15 protein-coding genes are annotated in these 18,346 nt (G+C 70.3%); 10 read left to right on the top strand and 5 right to left on the bottom strand.

Annotation, left to right across the window (positions count from 1 at the left end; genetic code table 11):
- Together V7E45_RS19665 and V7E45_RS19660 are read left to right on the top strand one after the other, a co-directional pair.
- A partial coding sequence (locus V7E45_RS19665) for a DEAD/DEAH box helicase (protein WP_333775493.1) occupies window positions 1–1,363 on the top strand: 1,363 nt, incomplete at its 5' end.
- Between the two features lie 131 nt (window positions 1,364–1,494).
- Window positions 1,495–1,737: a DUF5302 domain-containing protein gene (locus tag V7E45_RS19660; RefSeq protein ID WP_333775492.1), complete on the top strand. Its 243-nt coding sequence runs from the start codon at window positions 1,495–1,497 to the stop codon at window positions 1,735–1,737.
- 168 nt (window positions 1,738–1,905) lie between these two features.
- On the opposite strand, the gene V7E45_RS19655 is transcribed toward V7E45_RS19660, so the two are convergent.
- Together V7E45_RS19655 and V7E45_RS19650 are read right to left on the bottom strand one after the other, a co-directional pair.
- Entirely contained in the window at window positions 1,906–3,090 is a 1,185-nt protein-coding gene (locus V7E45_RS19655; protein WP_333775491.1) for an SPFH domain-containing protein, read from the bottom strand.
- Between the two features lie 11 nt (window positions 3,091–3,101).
- A complete protein-coding gene (locus V7E45_RS19650; protein ID WP_333775490.1) occupies window positions 3,102–3,353 on the bottom strand; it encodes a hypothetical protein in 252 nt (83 codons plus the stop codon).
- 483 nt (window positions 3,354–3,836) lie between these two features.
- On the opposite strand from V7E45_RS19650, the gene V7E45_RS19645 reads away from it, so the two are divergent.
- The 8 genes from V7E45_RS19645 (at window position 3,837) to pqqE (ending at window position 12,559) form a co-directional block, all read left to right on the top strand.
- A complete protein-coding gene (locus tag V7E45_RS19645) occupies window positions 3,837–5,153 on the top strand; it encodes a DNA-binding protein (RefSeq protein ID WP_333775489.1) in 1,317 nt (438 codons plus the stop codon).
- 73 nt (window positions 5,154–5,226) lie between these two features.
- The gene (katG, locus tag V7E45_RS19640) at window positions 5,227–7,434 is read left to right on the top strand and encodes a catalase/peroxidase HPI (RefSeq protein WP_443056098.1); all 2,208 of its coding nucleotides are present in this window, start codon (window positions 5,227–5,229) and stop codon (window positions 7,432–7,434) included.
- A 397-nt stretch (window positions 7,435–7,831) separates the two neighbouring features.
- A complete protein-coding gene (locus tag V7E45_RS19635) occupies window positions 7,832–8,293 on the top strand; it encodes an MSMEG_3727 family PQQ-associated protein (RefSeq protein WP_333775487.1) in 462 nt (153 codons plus the stop codon).
- Between the two features lie 19 nt (window positions 8,294–8,312).
- Window positions 8,313–10,022, top strand: coding sequence for a PQQ-dependent dehydrogenase, methanol/ethanol family (locus V7E45_RS19630; RefSeq protein ID WP_333775486.1), 1,710 nt, complete (start codon window positions 8,313–8,315; stop codon window positions 10,020–10,022).
- 47 nt (window positions 10,023–10,069) lie between these two features.
- Window positions 10,070–10,201 carry a pyrroloquinoline quinone precursor peptide PqqA gene (gene pqqA / locus V7E45_RS19625; RefSeq protein ID WP_333775485.1) on the top strand — a complete coding sequence of 44 codons (132 nt, stop codon included), beginning with the start codon at window positions 10,070–10,072 and terminating at the stop codon, window positions 10,199–10,201.
- A gap of 192 nt (window positions 10,202–10,393) precedes the next feature.
- Window positions 10,394–11,092 carry a pyrroloquinoline-quinone synthase PqqC gene (gene pqqC / locus V7E45_RS19620; RefSeq protein ID WP_333775484.1) on the top strand — a complete coding sequence of 233 codons (699 nt, stop codon included), beginning with the start codon at window positions 10,394–10,396 and terminating at the stop codon, window positions 11,090–11,092.
- A 143-nt stretch (window positions 11,093–11,235) separates the two neighbouring features.
- Window positions 11,236–11,427 carry a pyrroloquinoline quinone biosynthesis peptide chaperone PqqD gene (pqqD, locus tag V7E45_RS40640; protein WP_443056096.1) on the top strand — a complete coding sequence of 64 codons (192 nt, stop codon included), beginning with the start codon at window positions 11,236–11,238 and terminating at the stop codon, window positions 11,425–11,427.
- Entirely contained in the window at window positions 11,420–12,559 is a 1,140-nt protein-coding gene (gene pqqE, locus V7E45_RS19610; RefSeq protein ID WP_333775482.1) for a pyrroloquinoline quinone biosynthesis protein PqqE, read from the top strand. The genes pqqD and pqqE overlap by 8 nt, the downstream gene beginning before the upstream one ends.
- A 64-nt stretch (window positions 12,560–12,623) precedes the next feature.
- Here the strand turns inward: pqqE and V7E45_RS19605 are convergent, their stop codons facing one another.
- From V7E45_RS19605 to V7E45_RS19595, 3 genes are all read right to left on the bottom strand, one after another.
- Window positions 12,624–13,163 carry a manganese efflux pump MntP gene (locus V7E45_RS19605; protein ID WP_333775481.1) on the bottom strand — a complete coding sequence of 180 codons (540 nt, stop codon included), beginning with the start codon at window positions 13,161–13,163 and terminating at the stop codon, window positions 12,624–12,626.
- A 271-nt stretch (window positions 13,164–13,434) separates the two neighbouring features.
- Window positions 13,435–15,627 (bottom strand): catalase/peroxidase HPI, encoded by a 2,193-nt coding sequence (katG, locus tag V7E45_RS19600; protein WP_333775480.1) that lies wholly within the window; start codon window positions 15,625–15,627, stop codon window positions 13,435–13,437.
- A 262-nt stretch (window positions 15,628–15,889) separates the two neighbouring features.
- Window positions 15,890–18,064 carry an FUSC family protein gene (locus tag V7E45_RS19595; RefSeq protein WP_333775479.1) on the bottom strand — a complete coding sequence of 725 codons (2,175 nt, stop codon included), beginning with the start codon at window positions 18,062–18,064 and terminating at the stop codon, window positions 15,890–15,892.
- Window positions 18,065–18,346: the final 282 nt, after the last annotated feature.

Genomic DNA, 18,346 nt, shown 5'->3' with positions numbered 1-18,346 from the left:
GGCCACGACCCCGGCGCCGCCCCCGGCCCTCTCCTTCGCCGGCCTGGAGCTGCCGGTGGAGGTGCTGCGGACACTGAGCGGACTCGGGGTGCGCGAACCCTTTCCGATCCAGGCCGCCACACTGCCCGATGCCCTGAAGGGGCGTGACGTCCTGGGGCGCGGGCGCACGGGATCGGGCAAGACGCTCGCCTTCGGTCTGCCCCTGCTGACCCGTACGGCCGGGCGGCGCGCCGAACCGAAGCAGCCCCTCGCGCTGATCCTCGTACCCACCCGGGAACTGGCCCAGCAGGTCACCCAGGCGCTGGCGCCGTACGCCGAGGCACTGCGGCTGCGGATGGCCACGGTCGTCGGCGGCATGTCGATCGGCCGGCAGATCGCCGCGCTGCGCCAGGGAGCCGAGGTGGTCGTCGCCACCCCGGGACGCCTGCACGACCTGGTCGAGCGCAACGCCTGCCGCCTGGGACGGGTGCGGATCGCCGTGCTGGACGAGGCCGACCAGATGTGCGACCTGGGATTCCTGCCGCAGGTGGTCGAGGTGCTCGACCAGGTGCACCCCGACGGGCAGCGGATGCTCTTCTCGGCCACGCTCGACCGCGACGTCGATCAGCTGGTCCGGCGCTACCTCCACGACCCCGTCGTCCACTCGGTCGACCCGTCCGCGGGCACGGTCGCGACGATGGAGCACCACGTCCTGGTCGTCCACGGCCCGGACCGCTACGCCGTCACCACGGAGATCGCCGCCCGCGACGGCCGTGTACTGCTGTTCCTCGACACCAAGCACGCCGTCGACCAGCTCACCCGGCATCTGCGGGCAAGCGGGGTGCACGCCGGGGCCCTGCACAGCGGCAAGTCCCAGCCACAGCGCACGCGGACCCTGGCGCAGTTCAAGAACGGCGAGATCACCGTTCTGGTGGCGACCAACGTCGCGGCCCGCGGCCTGCACGTGGACGACCTGGACCTCGTGGTCAACGTCGACCCGCCCACCGACCCCAAGGACTACGTGCACCGGGCGGGCCGCACCGCCCGCGCCGGTGAGTCCGGCACCGTGGTCACGCTCGTGCTGTCGGGCCAGCGCCGCGAGACCAGCCGCGTGATGGCCGAGGCCGGCATCGAGCCGACCGTCACCAAGGTGCGCTCGGGCGAGGCGGAGCTGAGCCGGATCACCGGCGCCAGGACCCCCTCCGGTGCCCCGCTCGACGGCGGGCCCGCCGTTCCCCGGCCCAGGAACACCAACGCCCCCTTCCGCGGCCTCGGCACCAGCAAGGACACCTCCCGCGGTGCCGGCGGGAAGTCCAGGAAGGCCGGGGAGGCCCGCAAGCTGGCGGATGCCCGCAAGGCCGCCCGTGTGCGTCGTGGCGGCTGAGAGCCGTTGCCCCGGCAGTGGACGTGCCGGCCCGGGTTCGACGACCTTTCGGGGCGGCCCCGGGCCCACACCGCGCCCGGCATGACAAGCTGTGCCTGCCCGTGCCAACCCGCCCAACCCAGGAGGTCACCATGACCGCAGAGCCCGTGTCCACGGAAGGTGCGGAGCCGGCTGAGCCCGGGACGTCCCCTCTGACGCCGGACAGCGACGGCAACTACGACCTCAAGCGCAAGTTCCGCGAAGCCCTGGCCCGCAAGCGCGGCGCGCAGACGGACGCCGCCGACACGGCCGCCGGCCCGGATGCCTCGAAGGTGCGTGCCGCGCACGGCCCGGCCGCGAGCCAGCGGTCGTTCAGGCGCAAGAGCGGCGGCTGAGCCGGTCGGTCCGGGGATCGGGCCGACTCACCAGCACGCCGAACGCCACCCACGCGCGCGTCCCGCGTGACGGCCCGCGACGGGCGCGTGCCCACGCGCGCGTCGCGGGCGAGGCGCGGCCGGCGCTCTCGCCGCGCGCGGGCGTACGTGGCACGCCCGCCGCCGTCCTCAGTCGACGTCCACGCGGCCGTCGTTCGGCTTCTGCTCCTTACGGGCGGCCAGCCGGAGCAGGCCGTTGTCCTCGTTCTCCTGGGGGCGGTGGCCGTCGGGGTCGTGGCCGCCGAGGTTCTGCCGGACCGAGTCGAGGATCGTCAGGCCCTGGGACACCAGCCCGGCGGCGATCTCGCCGAGGCCGTCCGCGCCGTTGAGGACGTTGACCTGGGCGCCCGCGAGGCCGCCCGCGGCCTCCTTGACGATCTGCGGGAGCTGGTCGATCAGCATCCGGTCGAGTGCGACCCGGTCGTACGAGGCGGCCGCCTCCGCCTGGATCTTCATGCGCTGTGCCTCGGCGGCCGCGAGGATCCTGACCCGCTCGGCCTCGGCCTCGGCGGGCTTCACGATCTCCGCCACCAACTGCTGCTGACGCAACTTGGCCTGTCGTTGCGCCAGTTCCGTCTGGGCGGCGAGCACCTCCTGCTGGGCGTCCGCCTGAGCCAGCGGTCCCGCCTGTGCCGCCTTCGCCTGGGCGCGGTCCACCTCGGCCGAGTACTCGGCCCTGACGACGGCGGTCTGCCTGGCGTACTCGGCCTGCGCGCGGGCCGCCGCCTGCTCCGCCTGGGCCGCGGCCTGGGTGGCCTGCGCCTGGGCGATCTGGGCCTGCCGCTGGATGGCCGCCTTGTGCGGTGCGGACATCGCGTCGATGTATCCGGTGTCGCCGTCGTCGATCGACTGGATCTGGAGGGAGTCGACGGTCAAACCGATCTTCGCCATCTCGGTCTTGGAGGTGTCCAGGACCTCCGCGGCGAGCTTCTGCCGCTCGGTGACGATCTCCTCGACCGTCATCGAACCGATGATGGCCCGCAGGTGACCGGCGAAGATCCGACCGGTGAGCACCGACATCTGCTCCTGGTCGGAGAGGAACCGCTGACCCGCGTTGATGATGCTCTCGTGATCGTTGCCGACCTTGAAAGCGATGACCGCGCGGACGTGCAACGCGATGCCCTGTCTGGTCACGCAGGTCTCGGTGACCTCGGACTCGCACATGGACAGGGTGAGGAACCGGACCTTGCGGAAGACGGGGAGCACGAACTTGCCGTGCCCCGTCACCACGCGGAACGGCGCGCCTCCCAGGCCCCGCCTGCCGCCCGAGATCAACATCGCCTCGTCGGGGGCGGGGACGCGGTATCCAAGCATGCCTGTACTCCTCAGTCGGCGCCGGCCGGGTCCTCGCCGAGCGCGTCCAATGGATCCACCCACTCGATGACACCGACCTCACGGCATCCACGCGACTCGATCACGAGCACCGTCGCACCCGCGGACACGGGCTGCTCCGACCAGGCGAGGAAGGTCTCGGAGCCGCCTCGGACCCGCACCAGGATCTCGCCGGGCCCCGCGGACCCGCGCGTTCCGATCAGTACCGTCCCCGTGCGGCCGACCACGGCCTCGTCCGGTGGCATCAACGGCCGACCTCCTCGTGCTGCCCCCCGTGATTCCGACGATAGCCCCAGCCCGGCAGGAAACGGGCACCGTCGGCGCAGGCAGGGAGCCCGAATCGGGGGGTGCTGAATGCCGCGCACCATGTCCGGCCCACTGCTGTGAGCCGCGTGCCCTGCCGCCGGTGCGGTGTCCGAGGCCGGCCGTCAAGCGCCTTTTCGCACGCGGCCCGGAGAGGGACGTGCGCAGCCCGACAACGGTACCTAGGGTGGGGAGTGCAGGTCTGTGACACGGCCTGCAACGAGTGACGGAGCAGGAAGACGCGCGACGCAGTGCGCTGCCCGCTGCAGTCCCGGCCGCGACGAGCGGCGAGCGGTCGGCGCGCACGTCGTCGGGCGTTGGGGATGGACCAAGGGCGGTTCTGAACCATGAGGGATGTTCATCGGCTTGAGCCCCTCTCGGCGGACCCGGGCGGCGGCAGCGTGCTCGCGGCGTGGGAGCGGTTCGTGCAGGGCGAGGATCACATTCCGGGTGTCCGGCCTCTGGTGGCGATCTCCTGGCATCGCTGCCGAGAGCAGTACCGGGTCGATCCTCACCTCACGGAGGCTCCGGTGGCCGTCGCGGAGCTCGACCGTACGCCCGAGCACGATGTCGTCTTCGCCGAGCTGGGTTTTCGCGCCGCCTCCGTGGCACATGAGGTGGGCAACCTCGGTGGCCTCGTCACCGTCACCGATGCCACCGGCCGCATACTGGCCGAGTGGGGTGATCAAGCCGCGCTCGCGAGAGCCGGCGACTCCAATCTGGCGCCCTGGTTCTGCTGGTCCGAGTGCGCGGTCGGGACGAACGGCATGGGCACGGCGCTCGAGGCGCACGGCCCGGTATCGATCAGGGGCGCGGAGCACTGGTGCCAGGCATTCCACGACTGGGTCTGCGCGGGCATCGCGGTGCGCGACGTGGTGACCAGGGATCCGATCGCGGTCCTGAACATCTGCTGCTGGCGCAGACAGCTTCCCGCGTCCGCGGAAAGCTGGCTGGCGAACGCGGTCACCATGACCCAACACCCGCTGAAGCGGCGCGCCCGGGACAGCGGCGCCGAGTTGGTCGCCGCCTACACCCAGGCCAGGGGACGCTCCGGTGCGGCGCTCGCCGCCGTGGACACCGCGGGCAAGGTGGTGATCGCCGACGACATGGCAAGCGTGCTCCTGGGCGTCCCGGCATGCACCCCGGCGGTCGACCCCACGCTGCGATGGAACCCCGGGCTGCCGGAACTGATCGCGGCCGCCCGGTATGCCACCAGCCAGGCGGCTCACAATCCTGACTGGGTCGGCTCGACGCAGATCTTCGCCCATCTCGCCGACGAGCCGACCTCGATCAGTATTCGACCCGTCTTCTCGTCCGGACACCTGATCGGGAACCTGATCTCGTTCGGTGCCTCCGACGGGACACGGCTGCCCCAGGCGGAGGGGTTCGTGCGCCCTTGGGTGCAGCCGCGCCGACTGGTCGCGATGCGCGACAACCGGATGGTGCTGCTACGCCTGCCGGAGGTCTCCGTCGCTGAATCGCAGGGGAACGACGTGTGGTTCTCCACCGATCAGGGGCGATTGCGAGCCGCCTCTCCGAGCCTGGACAAGCTCGACAGTGAGCTGGCGGATGTCGGCTTCCTGCGGGTGCACCGCCGGTACGTGGTCAACCTCAGCCGCATCCGGGAGATCGAGCGAGGACTCAAGGGCGAGCTGATGCTGATCATGGACGACCGGACGAACCAGATGGTGCCGGTCTCCCGGCGGAACGTGTCGGCCGTGCGTCGCGCGCTGGACATCTGAGAAGCCCGGCACGACCTGCTGGTATCGAAAGGAAAGTCCCGTGTCTGACAGTCCGGACGCCGTGGCCGGCGAGATGAACACCGGGAGCGCGGGCGGCCTCGGCCTCTCTGTCCCGACCGGGCACCGCAGTCAACCGATCGGGGGTGCGAGCAACCGCGACTGGTGGCCGAACCGGCTCGATCTGACGATCCTGCGGAGACACCCCGCCACGGTCGACCCCATGGGCGAGGACTTCGACTACGCCGCGGAGTTCCGGACGCTCGACCTCGACGCCCTGGCACGGGACGTCGACGAGGCGCTGACGACGTCGCAGGAATGGTGGCCGGCCGACTTCGGCCACTACGGGCCGCTCGTCATCCGGATGGTGTGGCATTGTGCCGGGACGTACCGCATCGACGACGGCCGCGGTGGCGCGGCCGCCGGCATGCAGCGTTTCGCGCCGCTGAACAGCTGGCCGGACAATCGCAACCTCGACAAGGCGCGCCGGCTGCTCTGGCCGATAAAGAAGAAGTACGGCCGCAGGATCTCGTGGGCCGACCTGATGATCTTCGCGGGCAACCGCGCCCTGGAGACGATGGGTTTCACGACCCTCGGCTTCGCCGGCGGCCGGGCGGAGGTCTGGGAGCCCGACGAGGACATCTACTGGGGTCCCGAGCGCGCCTGGCTCGGCGACGAACGTCACGGCGGCGTCCGGGAGCTGGAGAGGCCGCTGGCCGCCGACCAGATGGGCCTCATCTACGTCAACCCGGAGGGACCGAACACCGTCCCGGACCCGCTCACCGCGGCCCGGGACATCCGCGAGACGTTCCGGCGCATGGGGATGAACGACGAGGAGACCGTCGCGCTGATCGCGGGCGGCCACACGTTCGGCAAGACCCACGGCGCGGCCGACCCGGACGCCTACCTCGGTCCCGAACCCGAGGGCGCCCCCCTCGAGGAGCAGGGCCTGGGCTGGAAGAGCAGCTACGGCACCGGAAAGGGCCCGGACGCCATCTCCAGCGGGCTCGAGGGTGTGTGGACACCCACCCCCACGAGATGGGACAACAGCTTCTTCGAGACCCTGTTCGGCTACGAGTGGGACCTGGAGCTGAGCCCCGCCGGCCTGTGGCAGTGGATCCCGAGAAACGGCGGCGGGGCCGGCACCGTGCCGGACGCCCACGACCCGTCGACGACACACACCCCGACGATTCTGACGACGGACCTCGCCCTGCGAACGGACCCGGTCTACGAGCCGATCTCGCGCCGTTTCCTGGAGCACCCGGAGCAGCTCGCGGATGCGTTCGCCCGGGTGTGGTTCAAGCTGACACACCTCGACATGGGCCCGATCCAGCGCTACCTCGGACCGCTGGTCCCCCGGGAGACGCTGCGCTGGCAGGACCCGGTCCCCGCCGTGGACCACGAACTCGTCGGCGCGGCGGACATCGCCGCGCTCAAGGGCCGGATCCTCACCTCCGGGCTGTCGGTCTCCCAGCTCGTCTCGACCGCGTGGGCGTCGGCCTCGACGTTCCGCGTCAGCGACAAGCGTGGCGGGGCGAACGGCGCGCGCATCCGCCTCGAACCGCAGCGGGGCTGGGAGGTCAACGAACCCGACGCGCTGGCACAGGTGCTGCGCACCCTGGAGGGGATCCAGGAGTCCTTCAACAGCTCCCAGACCGGCGACAAGAAGATCTCGCTGGCCGACCTCATCGTGCTCGGCGGAGCCGCGGCTGTCGAGCAGGCCGCCGAAACCGCCGGCCTCGACGTCCGGGTCCCCTTCACTCCGGGACGCACGGACGCCACGCAGGAGTGGACCGATGCGGAGTCCTTCGCCCCGCTCGAGCCGAAAGCGGACGGGTTCCGCAACTACCGCGGCAAGGCCGACCGGCGGCCGTCGGAGCACCTGCTGGTCGACCGCGCGAACCTGCTGAGCCTGAGCGCGCCCGAGATGACCGTCCTGCTGGGTGGCTTGCGGGTGCTGGGCGCCAACCACCAGCACTCGTCGCTGGGCGTCCTCACCTCGGCGCCCGGGTCGCTGACCAACGACTTCTTCGTGAATCTGCTCGACACGGGCACGGAATGGAAGCCGACATCGGCGACCGCGGAGACCTTCGAGGGCCGCGAGCGCGCCACGGGCGAGGTGAGGTGGACCGGCAGTCGCGTCGACCTCGTCTTCGGCTCGAACTCCGAGCTGCGTGCCGTCGCCGAGGTCTACGCGAGCGACGACGCACGGGAGAAGTTCGTGCGGGACTTCGTCGCCGCGTGGGACAAGGTCATGAACCTCGATCGGTACGACCTCGCCTGATCCTCCCTCGGGACCGGATGCCGGGCGAGGCTTCGTGACCGGTCGGTCGTCGGTGTTCCGGCGACGGTTCATCGGGTCCGCGGTGGGCCCCGGCGCGACGCGGTGCGGTGCGACCCGGCTCCTCCCAACGGCGGCAATTCGGGTACGAACGGTAGCCCGTCGCGGACGAACGGCATGAGCCGCCCGAACCGGGGCTCACTCTTGTCGGTGTGATCCATGCGGCGTAGCGTGCCTTTTGAGTGCCGATTTCTCACCCTTTTCGGCGTGATTCCCCCGGCGTAGCACGTTCCTCGACCACCGATTGCAGCCGGGTGTCGGACGACGCGAAAAAGAAACGTCGAGGTCGATTCGGAGAACAAAGTACACAGACCTTCGGAATGAGGGGAGTGAAGCCCCGATGACGACCGCGCAGGAGCGGGCCGACCTGCTGGACCAGATCGGGTTGGCCACACAGAACAAAGCAGCGCTGGGTCAAGTGCTGGGAACCGGAAGCATTGGACAGGCCACCGAGGGGCCGGACGGCCGCATGCAGGCCACAGTTCGTATCAACCCGGATGAGCTGACCTGGGATCCTTCCATTCTGGTCATGCCCCACGGAGGCGATATCGAGCTGGAGCTCGTCAATGACGACCAGAACACGCACTGCGCGCTCCTGCCGAGCAATGGCGACCGGAAATTCATCTGGTTGGTGAACCATTCGCACGGACACGCGCACCTCAACCTCGACGGGCCGGGCTACTACTGGTACGCCTCGCCCACGGGCAACGACGAGGGCAGGGGGCTGACCGGGGCCATCGTCGTCCTGGGGGACGCTCCGCCAGAGGCACGCCTCGACCGTCCCGAACAGCCGCGGCCGTAGGAAGTAGGAGGTGGAGGAAATGACTGTCGACTACGCCGACTACGTCGACGCGGGTGAGGCCGTCGACCAGGGAGCCCTGAGCGGCAAGGTCGCGGGCGGGGAGGTCGCGCCGCCGGTGGTGGCGGGCGTCAACTACGAGCGCATACTCCATGCGCGCGAGGAACCCCAGAACTGGCTCACCTACTACGGCGCCTACAACGGGCAGCGGTACAGCCCGCTGGATCAGATCAACACGGAGAACGTCAAGCGCATGGTCCCCGCCTGGGTCTTCCAGGCCGGCACGACCGGTCTGATCGCGGGCGCGTCGACCTACTCGTTCGAGGCTGCCCCGATCATCGTCGACGGGGTCATGTTCCTCTCCGGCTGGGACGGCTGGGTCTGGGCCCTCGACGCGAAGTCGGGTGTGGAGATCTGGCGGTACAAGCATGCGGTCCCCTTCGACGTGTCCTTGTGCTGCGGGAACGTGAACCGTGGGGTCGCCGTGGCTCAGGGGAAGGTCTTCTTCGTCACGGCGAACGCACGTGTGCTCGCGCTCGACGCCACCACCGGCAAGCGGGTCTGGGACAAGACCTACGGAGACGTCCGAGCGGGGGAGAGCGCCACGGTCGCCCCGCTGATCGTGAAGAACATGGTCATCGTCGGGAGTTCCGGCGGCGAGTTCGGCGTACGCGGCCACCTCGACGCGTTCGACCTCGAGAGCGGCGAGCACCAGTGGCGTTGCTACACCGTGCCGAAGCCCGGGGAGCCCGGCTCGGAGACCTGGCCCGCCGACGGTGAGGCCTGGGCTCGGGGCGGGGCGAACTGCTGGGTCACCGGTACCTTCGACCCGGAGACGAACCTGCTGTACGTCGGCACCGGCAACCCGGCGCCCGACTTCGACGGAGGCGTTCGCGAGGGCGACAACCTCTTCACCGACAGCGTCATCGCCGTCGACGTGGACAGCGGTCAGATCCGCTGGCACTACCAGTGCACCCCGCACGACTTGTGGGACTACGACAGCATCGCCGAGTGCATCCTGTTCGAGCAGGACGGGCGCAAACTGCTCGGGCACTTCGACAAGAACGGCTACTTCTTCGTCCTCGATCGCACGAACGGCGAGAGGGTCAACATCACCCCGTTCGTGGATCGGATCACGTGGGGGGCGATCACGAGGGACGGCCAGGTGACGGCCAAGGTGTACCCGGACAAGGAAGGAGAACCGGTCCACTTCTACCCGGGTCCGGCCGGCGCCAAGGAATGGACCCATGCGGCCTACAGCCCGAAGACCGGGCTCTTCTACGTCCCGGTCCAGGACACCGGTGCCACGGCCACCCGGCGGCGCCGGGAGTTCAAGGAGAGCATTCCGTACTGGGGCGCGGGCGTTCAGGTGGACATCGAGGACATGGCGGGGTCCATCAGCGCCTTCGACGCGGGCGGCGAGGAGAAGTGGCGCTGGCGCAACGAACTCCCGATGTGCGCTTCGGTGCTTGCCACCGGCGGTGACCTGGTGTTCGCAGGTGAAGCCTCCGGGGAGTTCAACGCGCTCGACGCCCGCACCGGGGAGCTGTTGTGGCAGTTCCAGTGCGGAAGCGGCCACCACAGCAGCCCGACGACCTACATGGTCGACGGCAGGCAGTACATCGCCGTGCCGGTCGGTTGGGGTGGCTGGGCCGAGGGGTTCCTCCCCGGCATGCTCGGCGCGGGGCACGGAAGCGCCCTGATCGTCTTCGCCCTCCCTGAATCGTCGTAGCGCGTGACCGGAGCCTGCCGCACGTCGGGCAGAGAGGAGGTGAATCCATGGAATCTCAGTTCGCTGTGCCGGAGACGCCCGAGACGGAGTCCCAACTCGCGGTGTGGGAGTCGCCCGAGTTCGACGAGATCGCAGTCGCCGCCGAGGTGACCATGTACCTCGATCGGTTGGAGGACTAGCGGACATGGGAGGGCGCCGGACCCGGTCCGGCGCCCTCCCACGGCTCCGGACGGCCGCGCCGGCGGCGGATCAGGACCACGTACGCCGCTCGGGCGCGTCCTGCGGCCCAGCACTCGCTGCACCAGCCGACATTTGGAGGAGAGCGGCATGGAAGTGGCCTGTGGACGGCCTAGAGATCCAGGTGTAGAGCCGTGACGACGACAACCACGAGAACCGGCGCCGACGAATTCGTCGAGACGTTGCGGGCCCACTCGCGGCGGTATCACGACCAGCACCCGTTCCACGTCCGGATGAACGCCGGCCGGCTGAGCCGCCGGCAGATCCGGGGCTGGGTGGCCAACCGCTTCTACTACCAGGAGAACATCCCCCGCAAGGACGCCGCGATCCTCTCGAACTGCCCCGACCTAGACGTCCGCCGCCGCTGGATCCGGCGAATCGTCGACCACGACGGTACCGCTGACGGTGAGGGCGGTATCGAGGCGTGGCTGCGCCTCGGTGAGGCCGCCGGGCTGACCCGCGAGGAGGTCCGGGACCACCGGCACCTGGTACCCGGGGTGCGGTTCGCCGTCGACGCCTACGTGAACTTCGCCCGGACCCGCCCGTGGGTGGAGGCGGTGGCGTCCTCGCTCACCGAGCTGTTCGCGCCCGACCTGATGGCGGCGCGGCTGGCAGCCTTCGAGCGGTGGTACCCGTGGATCGACCCCGAGGGCCTCGCCTACTTCCGCTCCCGCCTGGAGCAGGCTCCCCGCGACTGCGAGCACGCCCTCGAAGTGGTCACCGCGCACTGCCTCTCCGCCCATTCCCAGGCGCGCGCCGTCGACGCGCTGTCGTTCAAGTGCGACGTCCTGTGGAGCCTGATGGACGCCATCGACCAGGCCTACCCGGAGTGACCACCATGGACCCGACCCGTACCGGAACGATCCGGCCCAGTACCAGGATCCAACCCGGCGTCGGGGTGTCCGGCTCGGACCGGCCCCGGTTGGCGCGCCATGTCCGGCTGACCTTCTGCCGGACCAGGAGGCGTCAGGTCCTGTTGCACCCCGAGACGGTGGTGATCCTGAACGGCAGCGGCGCGGCCATCCTCGAGTTGTGCGACGGGCGGCACACCGTGGCCGAGATCGTGACCGAGCTGGGCGCGCGCTACCGGAGCGTCCCCGACGACCAGGTGCGGCAGTTCCTGACCCGGCTCGTCTCCCGGCGCTGGCTGGAGCTCAGCGATGGATAGCCCGTTCGGACTGCTCGCCGAGCTCACCTACCGGTGTCCACTGGCCTGCCCGTACTGCTCCAACCCGCTGAACATGGCCGGCTACCAGGACGAGCTGGACACCGACGAGTGGCGGCGCGTGCTGGCCGAGGCAAGCGAACTGGGCGTTCTGCAGTGCCATCTGTCGGGAGGGGAACCACTGCTGCGGCGCGACCTGGTGGCGATCGTGGCGCACGCCCACGACCTGGGCCTCTATACCAACCTCGTGACCAGCGCCCTCGGGCTCTCGCGTCCGAGGGCCGAGCAGTTGCGGGCCGCCGGCCTGGACCACGTGCAGATCAGTATCCAGGCCGATGAGCCGGCCGTGTCCGACCGGATCGCCGGGGTCCCGTCCTTCCAGCGCAAGATCGAGGCGATGGGCGTGGTCAAGGAGCTGGGCTGGCCGCTCACCATGAACGTGGTGCTGCACCGGCACAACATCGACCGCGTCGCCGATGTGCTCGGGCTGGCCGAAGAGGTGGGCGCCGACCGGCTGGAGCTGGCCAACACGCAGTACTACGGCTGGGCCTGGCGAAACCGTGACGCGCTGCTGCCGAGCCGGGCCCAGCTCGAGGCGGCCGAGGTCGTCGTGAGGGCCGCCCGCGAGCGGTTGCGGGACCGCATGGACATCATCTACGTCATCCCCGACTACTACAGCCGCTTCCCCAAGCCCTGCATGGGCGGCTGGGCCTCCCGGCAGCTGACCGTGACGCCGAACGGCGACGTCCTGCCCTGCCCGGCCGCCCAGTCCCTGCCGTTGCCGCGGGCCAGCGTGCGGGAGGACCCGCTGGCGCGGATCTGGGCCGAGTCCCCGGTGATGACCGCGTTCCGGGGCACCGACTGGATGCCGGAGCCCTGCCGGAGCTGCTACCGGCGGGAGCTGGACTTCGGTGGCTGCCGCTGCCAGGCGTTCCTGCTCACCGGCGACGCCGCCCGCACCGACCCGGTCTGCTACCTGTCACCCGACCACGACCTGGTCGCCCGGGCGGTCGAGGCCGCCAACGCCGACTCGCGGGACGACGATCCGCCGCTGATCCCCCGCCCGCACCGGCCCGGTCTGTCACCTGTCGCCCGACCACGTGGTCGCCCGGGCGGTCGGGGTGGCCAGGGCTGACTCGCGGGTCGGCGCTCCTCCGCCGAGTCCTCCCACAGGTCGGCCTGCCTCCCGGTGGAGCGGGTCAGCCGCCGAACCACAAGGGCAGCGCCGCAGCGGCGATGATCAAGGTGACCCCGCTCAGCAGGTCCGAGCGGATCCGGATGAGGCGCGCGGCGGCCCGCCCGAGCTGCAGTCCGATCAGCGACAACACCGCCGTCATGACGCCGAAGGTGGCGGCCGAGAACCACGGCGAGAGTCCGAGGACCCCCAGACTCGCCCCGGCGAACAGGTTGTCAAGGCTCAGCGTCAACGGGATGCCGAACAGTGCCCACGGGTGGTCCAGCTCGTCCGGCTCGGGGTTCCGGAGGGACGAGATGACGAGATAGAGACCGTATCCGCCGAGCGCGGCCGCACCCACCAAGTCGGCGACGTCCCCGACGAACTCCCCGATCTGGCGACCGATCAACAGTCCGACCAGTGGCATGACCGCGTCCCACAGTCCGAAGGTCAGCGCGACCTGCACCGCGCGTTTCAGGCCGAATGGGACCGTGCCGAGCGCGATCGATACTCGGAAATTGTCGAGACTGAGTACGAAACCCAGGACAAGTATTTCCCAGGTCATGGTGACGCCCCTACCCGATGACGACCGGCGTCGCTGGAGACGACTCTGCCTGGGCTGACATCCACCATATTCTACAGAATAACTCGGACGTTTCGTGTGATAAACCTGGCGAGACGATTTCCGGGGGGCGGTCGCAGGGCTGGCTGATTGAACCGCGCACCTGATTTTGTTGCACGCCTTGTAGGTGATTTTGTCCGGGCCCGCGCTGACGCTCGCGGGCCGCCTCGCGCACGTCCCGGGCGGCCGGTGAGGGCCGACCGGGACGTCGGTCTCAGGCGAGGTCGAACCGATCGAGATTCATCACCTTGGTCCACGCGGCCACGAAGTCACGTACGAACTTCTCTCCCGCGTCCTGGGACGCGTAGACCTCCGAGAGGGCTCGGAGTTGGGAGTGCGCGCCGAAGATCAGGTCGACGGCGGTGGCGGTCCACTTGACCTCGCCGGTGGCGCGATCCCGGCCTTCGAACACGTTCTCGTCGGTGGCCGACGCCTTCCACTCCGTGCCCATGTCGAGCAGGTTGAGGAAGAAGTCGTTGGTCAAGACTCCCGGCCGGTGGGTGAGGACACCGTGGGGGGATCCCTTGAAGCCGGTGTTCAGGGCCCGCATGCCGCCGATCAGCACGGTCATCTCGGGGGCGGTCAGCGTCAGCAGGTTGGCGCGGTCCAGCATGAGGGTCTCCGGCGACAGCTTCTCGCCCGCCGGAAGGTAGTTGCGGAAGGCATCCGCCTTGGGCTCCAGCACGGCGAAGGACGCCGTGTCGGTCTGCTCCTGCGAGGCGTCCGTACGCCCCGGCGCGAACGGCACCGTGACGTCGTACCCGGCGTTCCTCGCGGCCTGCTCGACGGCCGCGGACCCGCCGAGGACGATCAGGTCGGCGAGGGAGATCCGCGTTCCGCCGCTCTGGGAGAGGTTGAAGTCCCGCTGGATCCGCTCGAGCGTGCGCAGTGCCTCGGTCACCTCGGGGACGTCGTTGAGCTCCCAGTCCTTCTGCGGCGCGAGCCGGATCCGTGCTCCGTTCGCCCCGCCGCGCTTGTCGGTGCCGCGGAAGCTCGCCGCCGACGCCCAGGCGGTGGTGACCAGCTGGGGGCCGGAAAGGCCCGAGGCGAGGATCCTCTCCTTGAGGGCGGCGATGTCCTCGTCGCCGACCAGTTCGTGATCGACGTCCGGAACGGGGTCCTGCCACAGCTGCGGCTCGGGAATCCACGGGCCGAGGTAACGCGAGAGGGGCCCCATGTCGCGGTGCAGCAGTTTGTACCACGCCTTGGCGAACGCCACCGCGAGCTCGTCCGGGTTCTCGTGGAACCTCTTCGTGATCGGGCCGTAGACCGGGTCCACCTTCAGCGCGATGTCCGTCGTCAGCATCATGGGGGCGTGCCGCTTCGCCGGATCGTGGGCGTCGGGCACGGTGCTCCTGGCCGCGGGATCCGAGGGAGTCCACTGGTGGGCGCCGGCGGGGCTCCTCGTCAGCTCCCACTCGTACCCGTACAGGTTGTCCAGGTACCCGTTGTCCCACTTGGTCGGCTCGGTGGTCCACGCGCCCTCCAGACCACTGGTGAGCGCGTGGGGGCCCGTGCCGCTGTTGTACGTGTTCCGCCAGCCGAGGCCCTGCTGCTCGATGGAGGCGGCCTCGGGTTCCGGGCCGATGTAACTGGGGTCGACCGCGCCATGACACTTGCCGAAGGTGTGGCCGCCCACGATGAGCGCGACCGTCTCCTCGTCGTTCATCGCCATGCGCCCGAACGTCTCCCGAACGTCCCGGGCGGCAGCCATCGGGTCCGGGTTTCCGTTGGGACCCTCCGGATTGACGTAGATCAGTCCCATCTGCACGGCGGCGAAAGGACCGGTGAGTTCCCTGTCGCCGCTGTAGCGCTCATCTCCGAGCCATGTGTCCTCGGGCCCCCAGAAGATCTCCTCGGGTTCCCAGATGTCCTGTCGTCCGAAACCGAATCCGAACGTCTTGAACCCCATGGATTCCATGGCGCAGTTTCCGGCGAAGACCAGAAGATCGGCCCAGGAGATCTTCCGGCCGTACTTCTGTTTGACCGGCCAGAGCAGTCGGCGCGCCTTGTCCAGGCTCGCGTTGTCCGGCCAGCTGTTGAGGGGGGCGAAGCGCTGTGCGCCGCTGCCGCCACCCCCGCGGCCGTCCTCGATACGGTACGTTCCCGCGGCATGCCAGCTCATCCGGATGAAGAGCGGCCCGTAGTGACCGTAGTCGGCAGGCCACCACTCCTGGGATGTCGTCATCACCTCGAAGACGTCACGCTTCAGCGCGTCGACGTCGAGGGTCGCGAACTCTTTCGCGTAGTCGAAGTCCTCGTCCATCGGGTTGGATCGGGGCGAGTGCTGGTGGAGAACCTGGAGGTCCAGCTGATTCGGCCACCAATCCCGGTTCGTCCTGGGCCGCCGAGTCGGTGTGGGCGTCGGTGAAGGGATTGCTGGATTCTCGCTTTCACTGCCGGACATGCCCGTCCTTCTTCCTGTATCGGTGTTCCTTCTGCCGGCCTGCAGCTCGTGACGTCGTCGGCTTTGCCGATGTCGAGTACGTCGACCCACACAATCAGCGCGCCATGGCGCCCACCGGCTGGAAATTGTGCTGGGCCGCGTCCGTATGGTCGCGCACCGCAGACCACATCTCTATGAAACACGCAGAGCACTCCGCATGACAGACGTGAGGGAAAAGGCGGCGGCCGTAGGGCGTGGCACGCGTGACCCGTGGCCGACTTCGTCACCCATCCCGGTGCGCGGTGCCTGATCCGTCACCTTCCGCCGCAAGGGCCGCCCGAACCCGCTGCTCCTCGCGAGCAGAGCCGACGTCCCGTTCCAGGGGTGTGCGGCTCACGGCCGTCGCGAGGTCTTCCAAGGCCCGTTTCTGCAGTTCCGCCTCGCGCCGTACGACCGGGCTCCGGTTGCCGGCGGCGTCGTCCCACGCGTGGAGCGCCTCCTCCACGTGTTCCCAGTCCGGATTCCTGTGTTCGCGCACGTCGACCGCCGCCTTCTCGGTGTCCGTCTCCAGGGCCTCGGCGAACCGCTCCGCCTCGGGGATGAGACGGCTGTCGGCCCGCGGGACGTGGCTCTCCATGAGCATCGCCGCCCGGCCGAACCGCTTGAGCGCCTCCTGCGCGTCCTGGACCTCGCGCGACGTCAGACCCCTGGGGCGGACCGGTTCCTGCCTGGCACGGTCGTAGGCCTCCTGCCAGGCGGCACGTGCCTCCCTGCTCGCCAACAAGGCCCTGCGCATGTCGGCGCGATGCTCCCAGGACGGCTCGGCGTAGCTGCGGAGCACCGCGGCCGCGTAGCGGCCGTCGGCGGCGAGCCAGTCCGCGAGCCGGCCCGGCAGCCGGGGGGTCTCCCACGCGGGGAACACCACGTAGGCCAGCATCGCCAGGGCCCCGCCGAGCAGGGTGAGCACCACCCGCTCCGGGACCGTCTGCTCCCATGTCTGGCCGCCCATGCCGAGCAGGAAGACGACGTACGCGGCAGTGAAGCACTGGGAGTAGGCGTAGCCGGTACGGATCAGCGTGTACGACAGGCCCGCCGAGACCACCGCCAGCGCGCCGAACACATGGGCATCCGGGCCCAGGGCCCGCACCATCCCGGTGGCGAGCGCGACCCCCGCCAGGGTCCCGGCGAAGCGGGCCACCGCACGCGCGTACGTCCGGTGGAAGTCCGGCCGCATCACCATCACCGAGGCGATGGGCGCCCAGTAGCCGTGGCCCAGGGGGAGCCGGGCGGCGATCAGATAGCCGAGCGTGGCCACCGCCGCCAGGCGGACGGCGTGCCGGAACACGGGCGAGTCCCGGTGGAGCTCACGGCGCACCGCCCGGACGACGATCGGGAGCAGCCGGAACATGGTCGGGCGCATCAGGAACTGGGCGCTCGGGGGACCGGGCGGCGGGGGCGTCCTCCCGGAGACGCAGCCGCTCCCGGCGATCTCCAACGCCTCGCCGAGCAGTTCCACGAGCCGCTCGGCGGCCTCCCGGGCGGGCCCCTCCAGCACCTCGTGCTCCTCGTCGACGCGCAGGACCTCCGCGCTCCTGGGCGGCACGCCGGCGGGAGCGCCGCGGCGAATCGAACGGGCGGCCGCGTCCAGGACGTCGGCGGCCGCGTCGAGCAACTCCCGCGCGCGGTCCCGCCCGGGCCCCTCCGCCGGGGCGCCGACCTCCGGGTCGGCCAGCGCGGCGACGACCGGCCGAATGCGCTCGGCGAGTCCCCGGGGGCCGTGGAGGACGGGGGGACGGGTGCGGGCCTGCGACGGCGTCACGGCAGCCGCGTCCCGGGCCGTCATCAACGGCTCCGGGTCGAACGGGGCGGTCGGGTCGTGCCGCAGCCGGCGGGCGTAGTCCGCCACGGCGGCCAGGGCGTCGGCGAGCGCGTCACGATGAGCTCCCCAACGCCGGATGGGGAAGAGCAGGATCAGCACGGCTTGCGTCACGCCCCCGAGTGCGATGACCCCGGCGTGCTCCAGGGCTCCCTCGACGCTCGTGGGCAGGGTGATGGTCACCAGCATGCTGCCGACGGTCGTCGCTGCGACGATCCCAGCGGTCGATCCGACGGCCCACGCCATTCCCGCGGCAAAGGCCCATCCGGCCAGCAGCGGGAGAAACGTCAGGAGTCGCCCCGCCGCCAGGTAGCCCACGAAGGTGCTGAGCGCCAGACCCGCGCCCGCGCCGAGCGCGATCACCTTGCGCGGTCGCCAGGTGCGCTGGAAGGTGGCCCCACCCGCGGAGTAGGCACCGAGGGCGGCGGACGCGGCATACGCAGGGGAGACCAGCCACAGCGCCGGTCCGATGACGAGCGCCACCCCAACGGCCGTGCGCAGCGCGAGCAGGGGCTCCAGTCGCGTCTCCTCGATCGTGAGCCCGGATCGCACGACCTCCCCGAAGGCCCGCAGCCACGTCACGGAGATGAGCCCATCCGGAACGCCCTGCCGGGTCGCGTCGGCCTGGTCGGGGTGCGGCAGCCGTCGGGCAAGGAAAGCCTCCCACGCGGCCCGCGAACCGGCCGGCGGCCGCAGCCGCTGAACGGGCTGCTGCCACCGGCACCGCTGAGCGTCCGCGGTCCGTCCTGCGGGCCGGGCGATCGCCGTCGGTTCAGGTCCGACCGGAGCGCGGGCGATCGCTCCGAGCTCCGGCCGGGGAACGGGCAGGTCGCCATCCGTCTCCCGGACCGGTTCCCGGGGACA

It is taken from the genome of Streptomyces sp. IBSBF 3136, from assembly GCF_036815105.1.
Taxonomy (GTDB): Bacteria; Actinomycetota; Actinomycetes; order Streptomycetales; family Streptomycetaceae; genus Streptomyces.
This window is presented reverse-complemented; position numbering and strand designations above follow the sequence as displayed.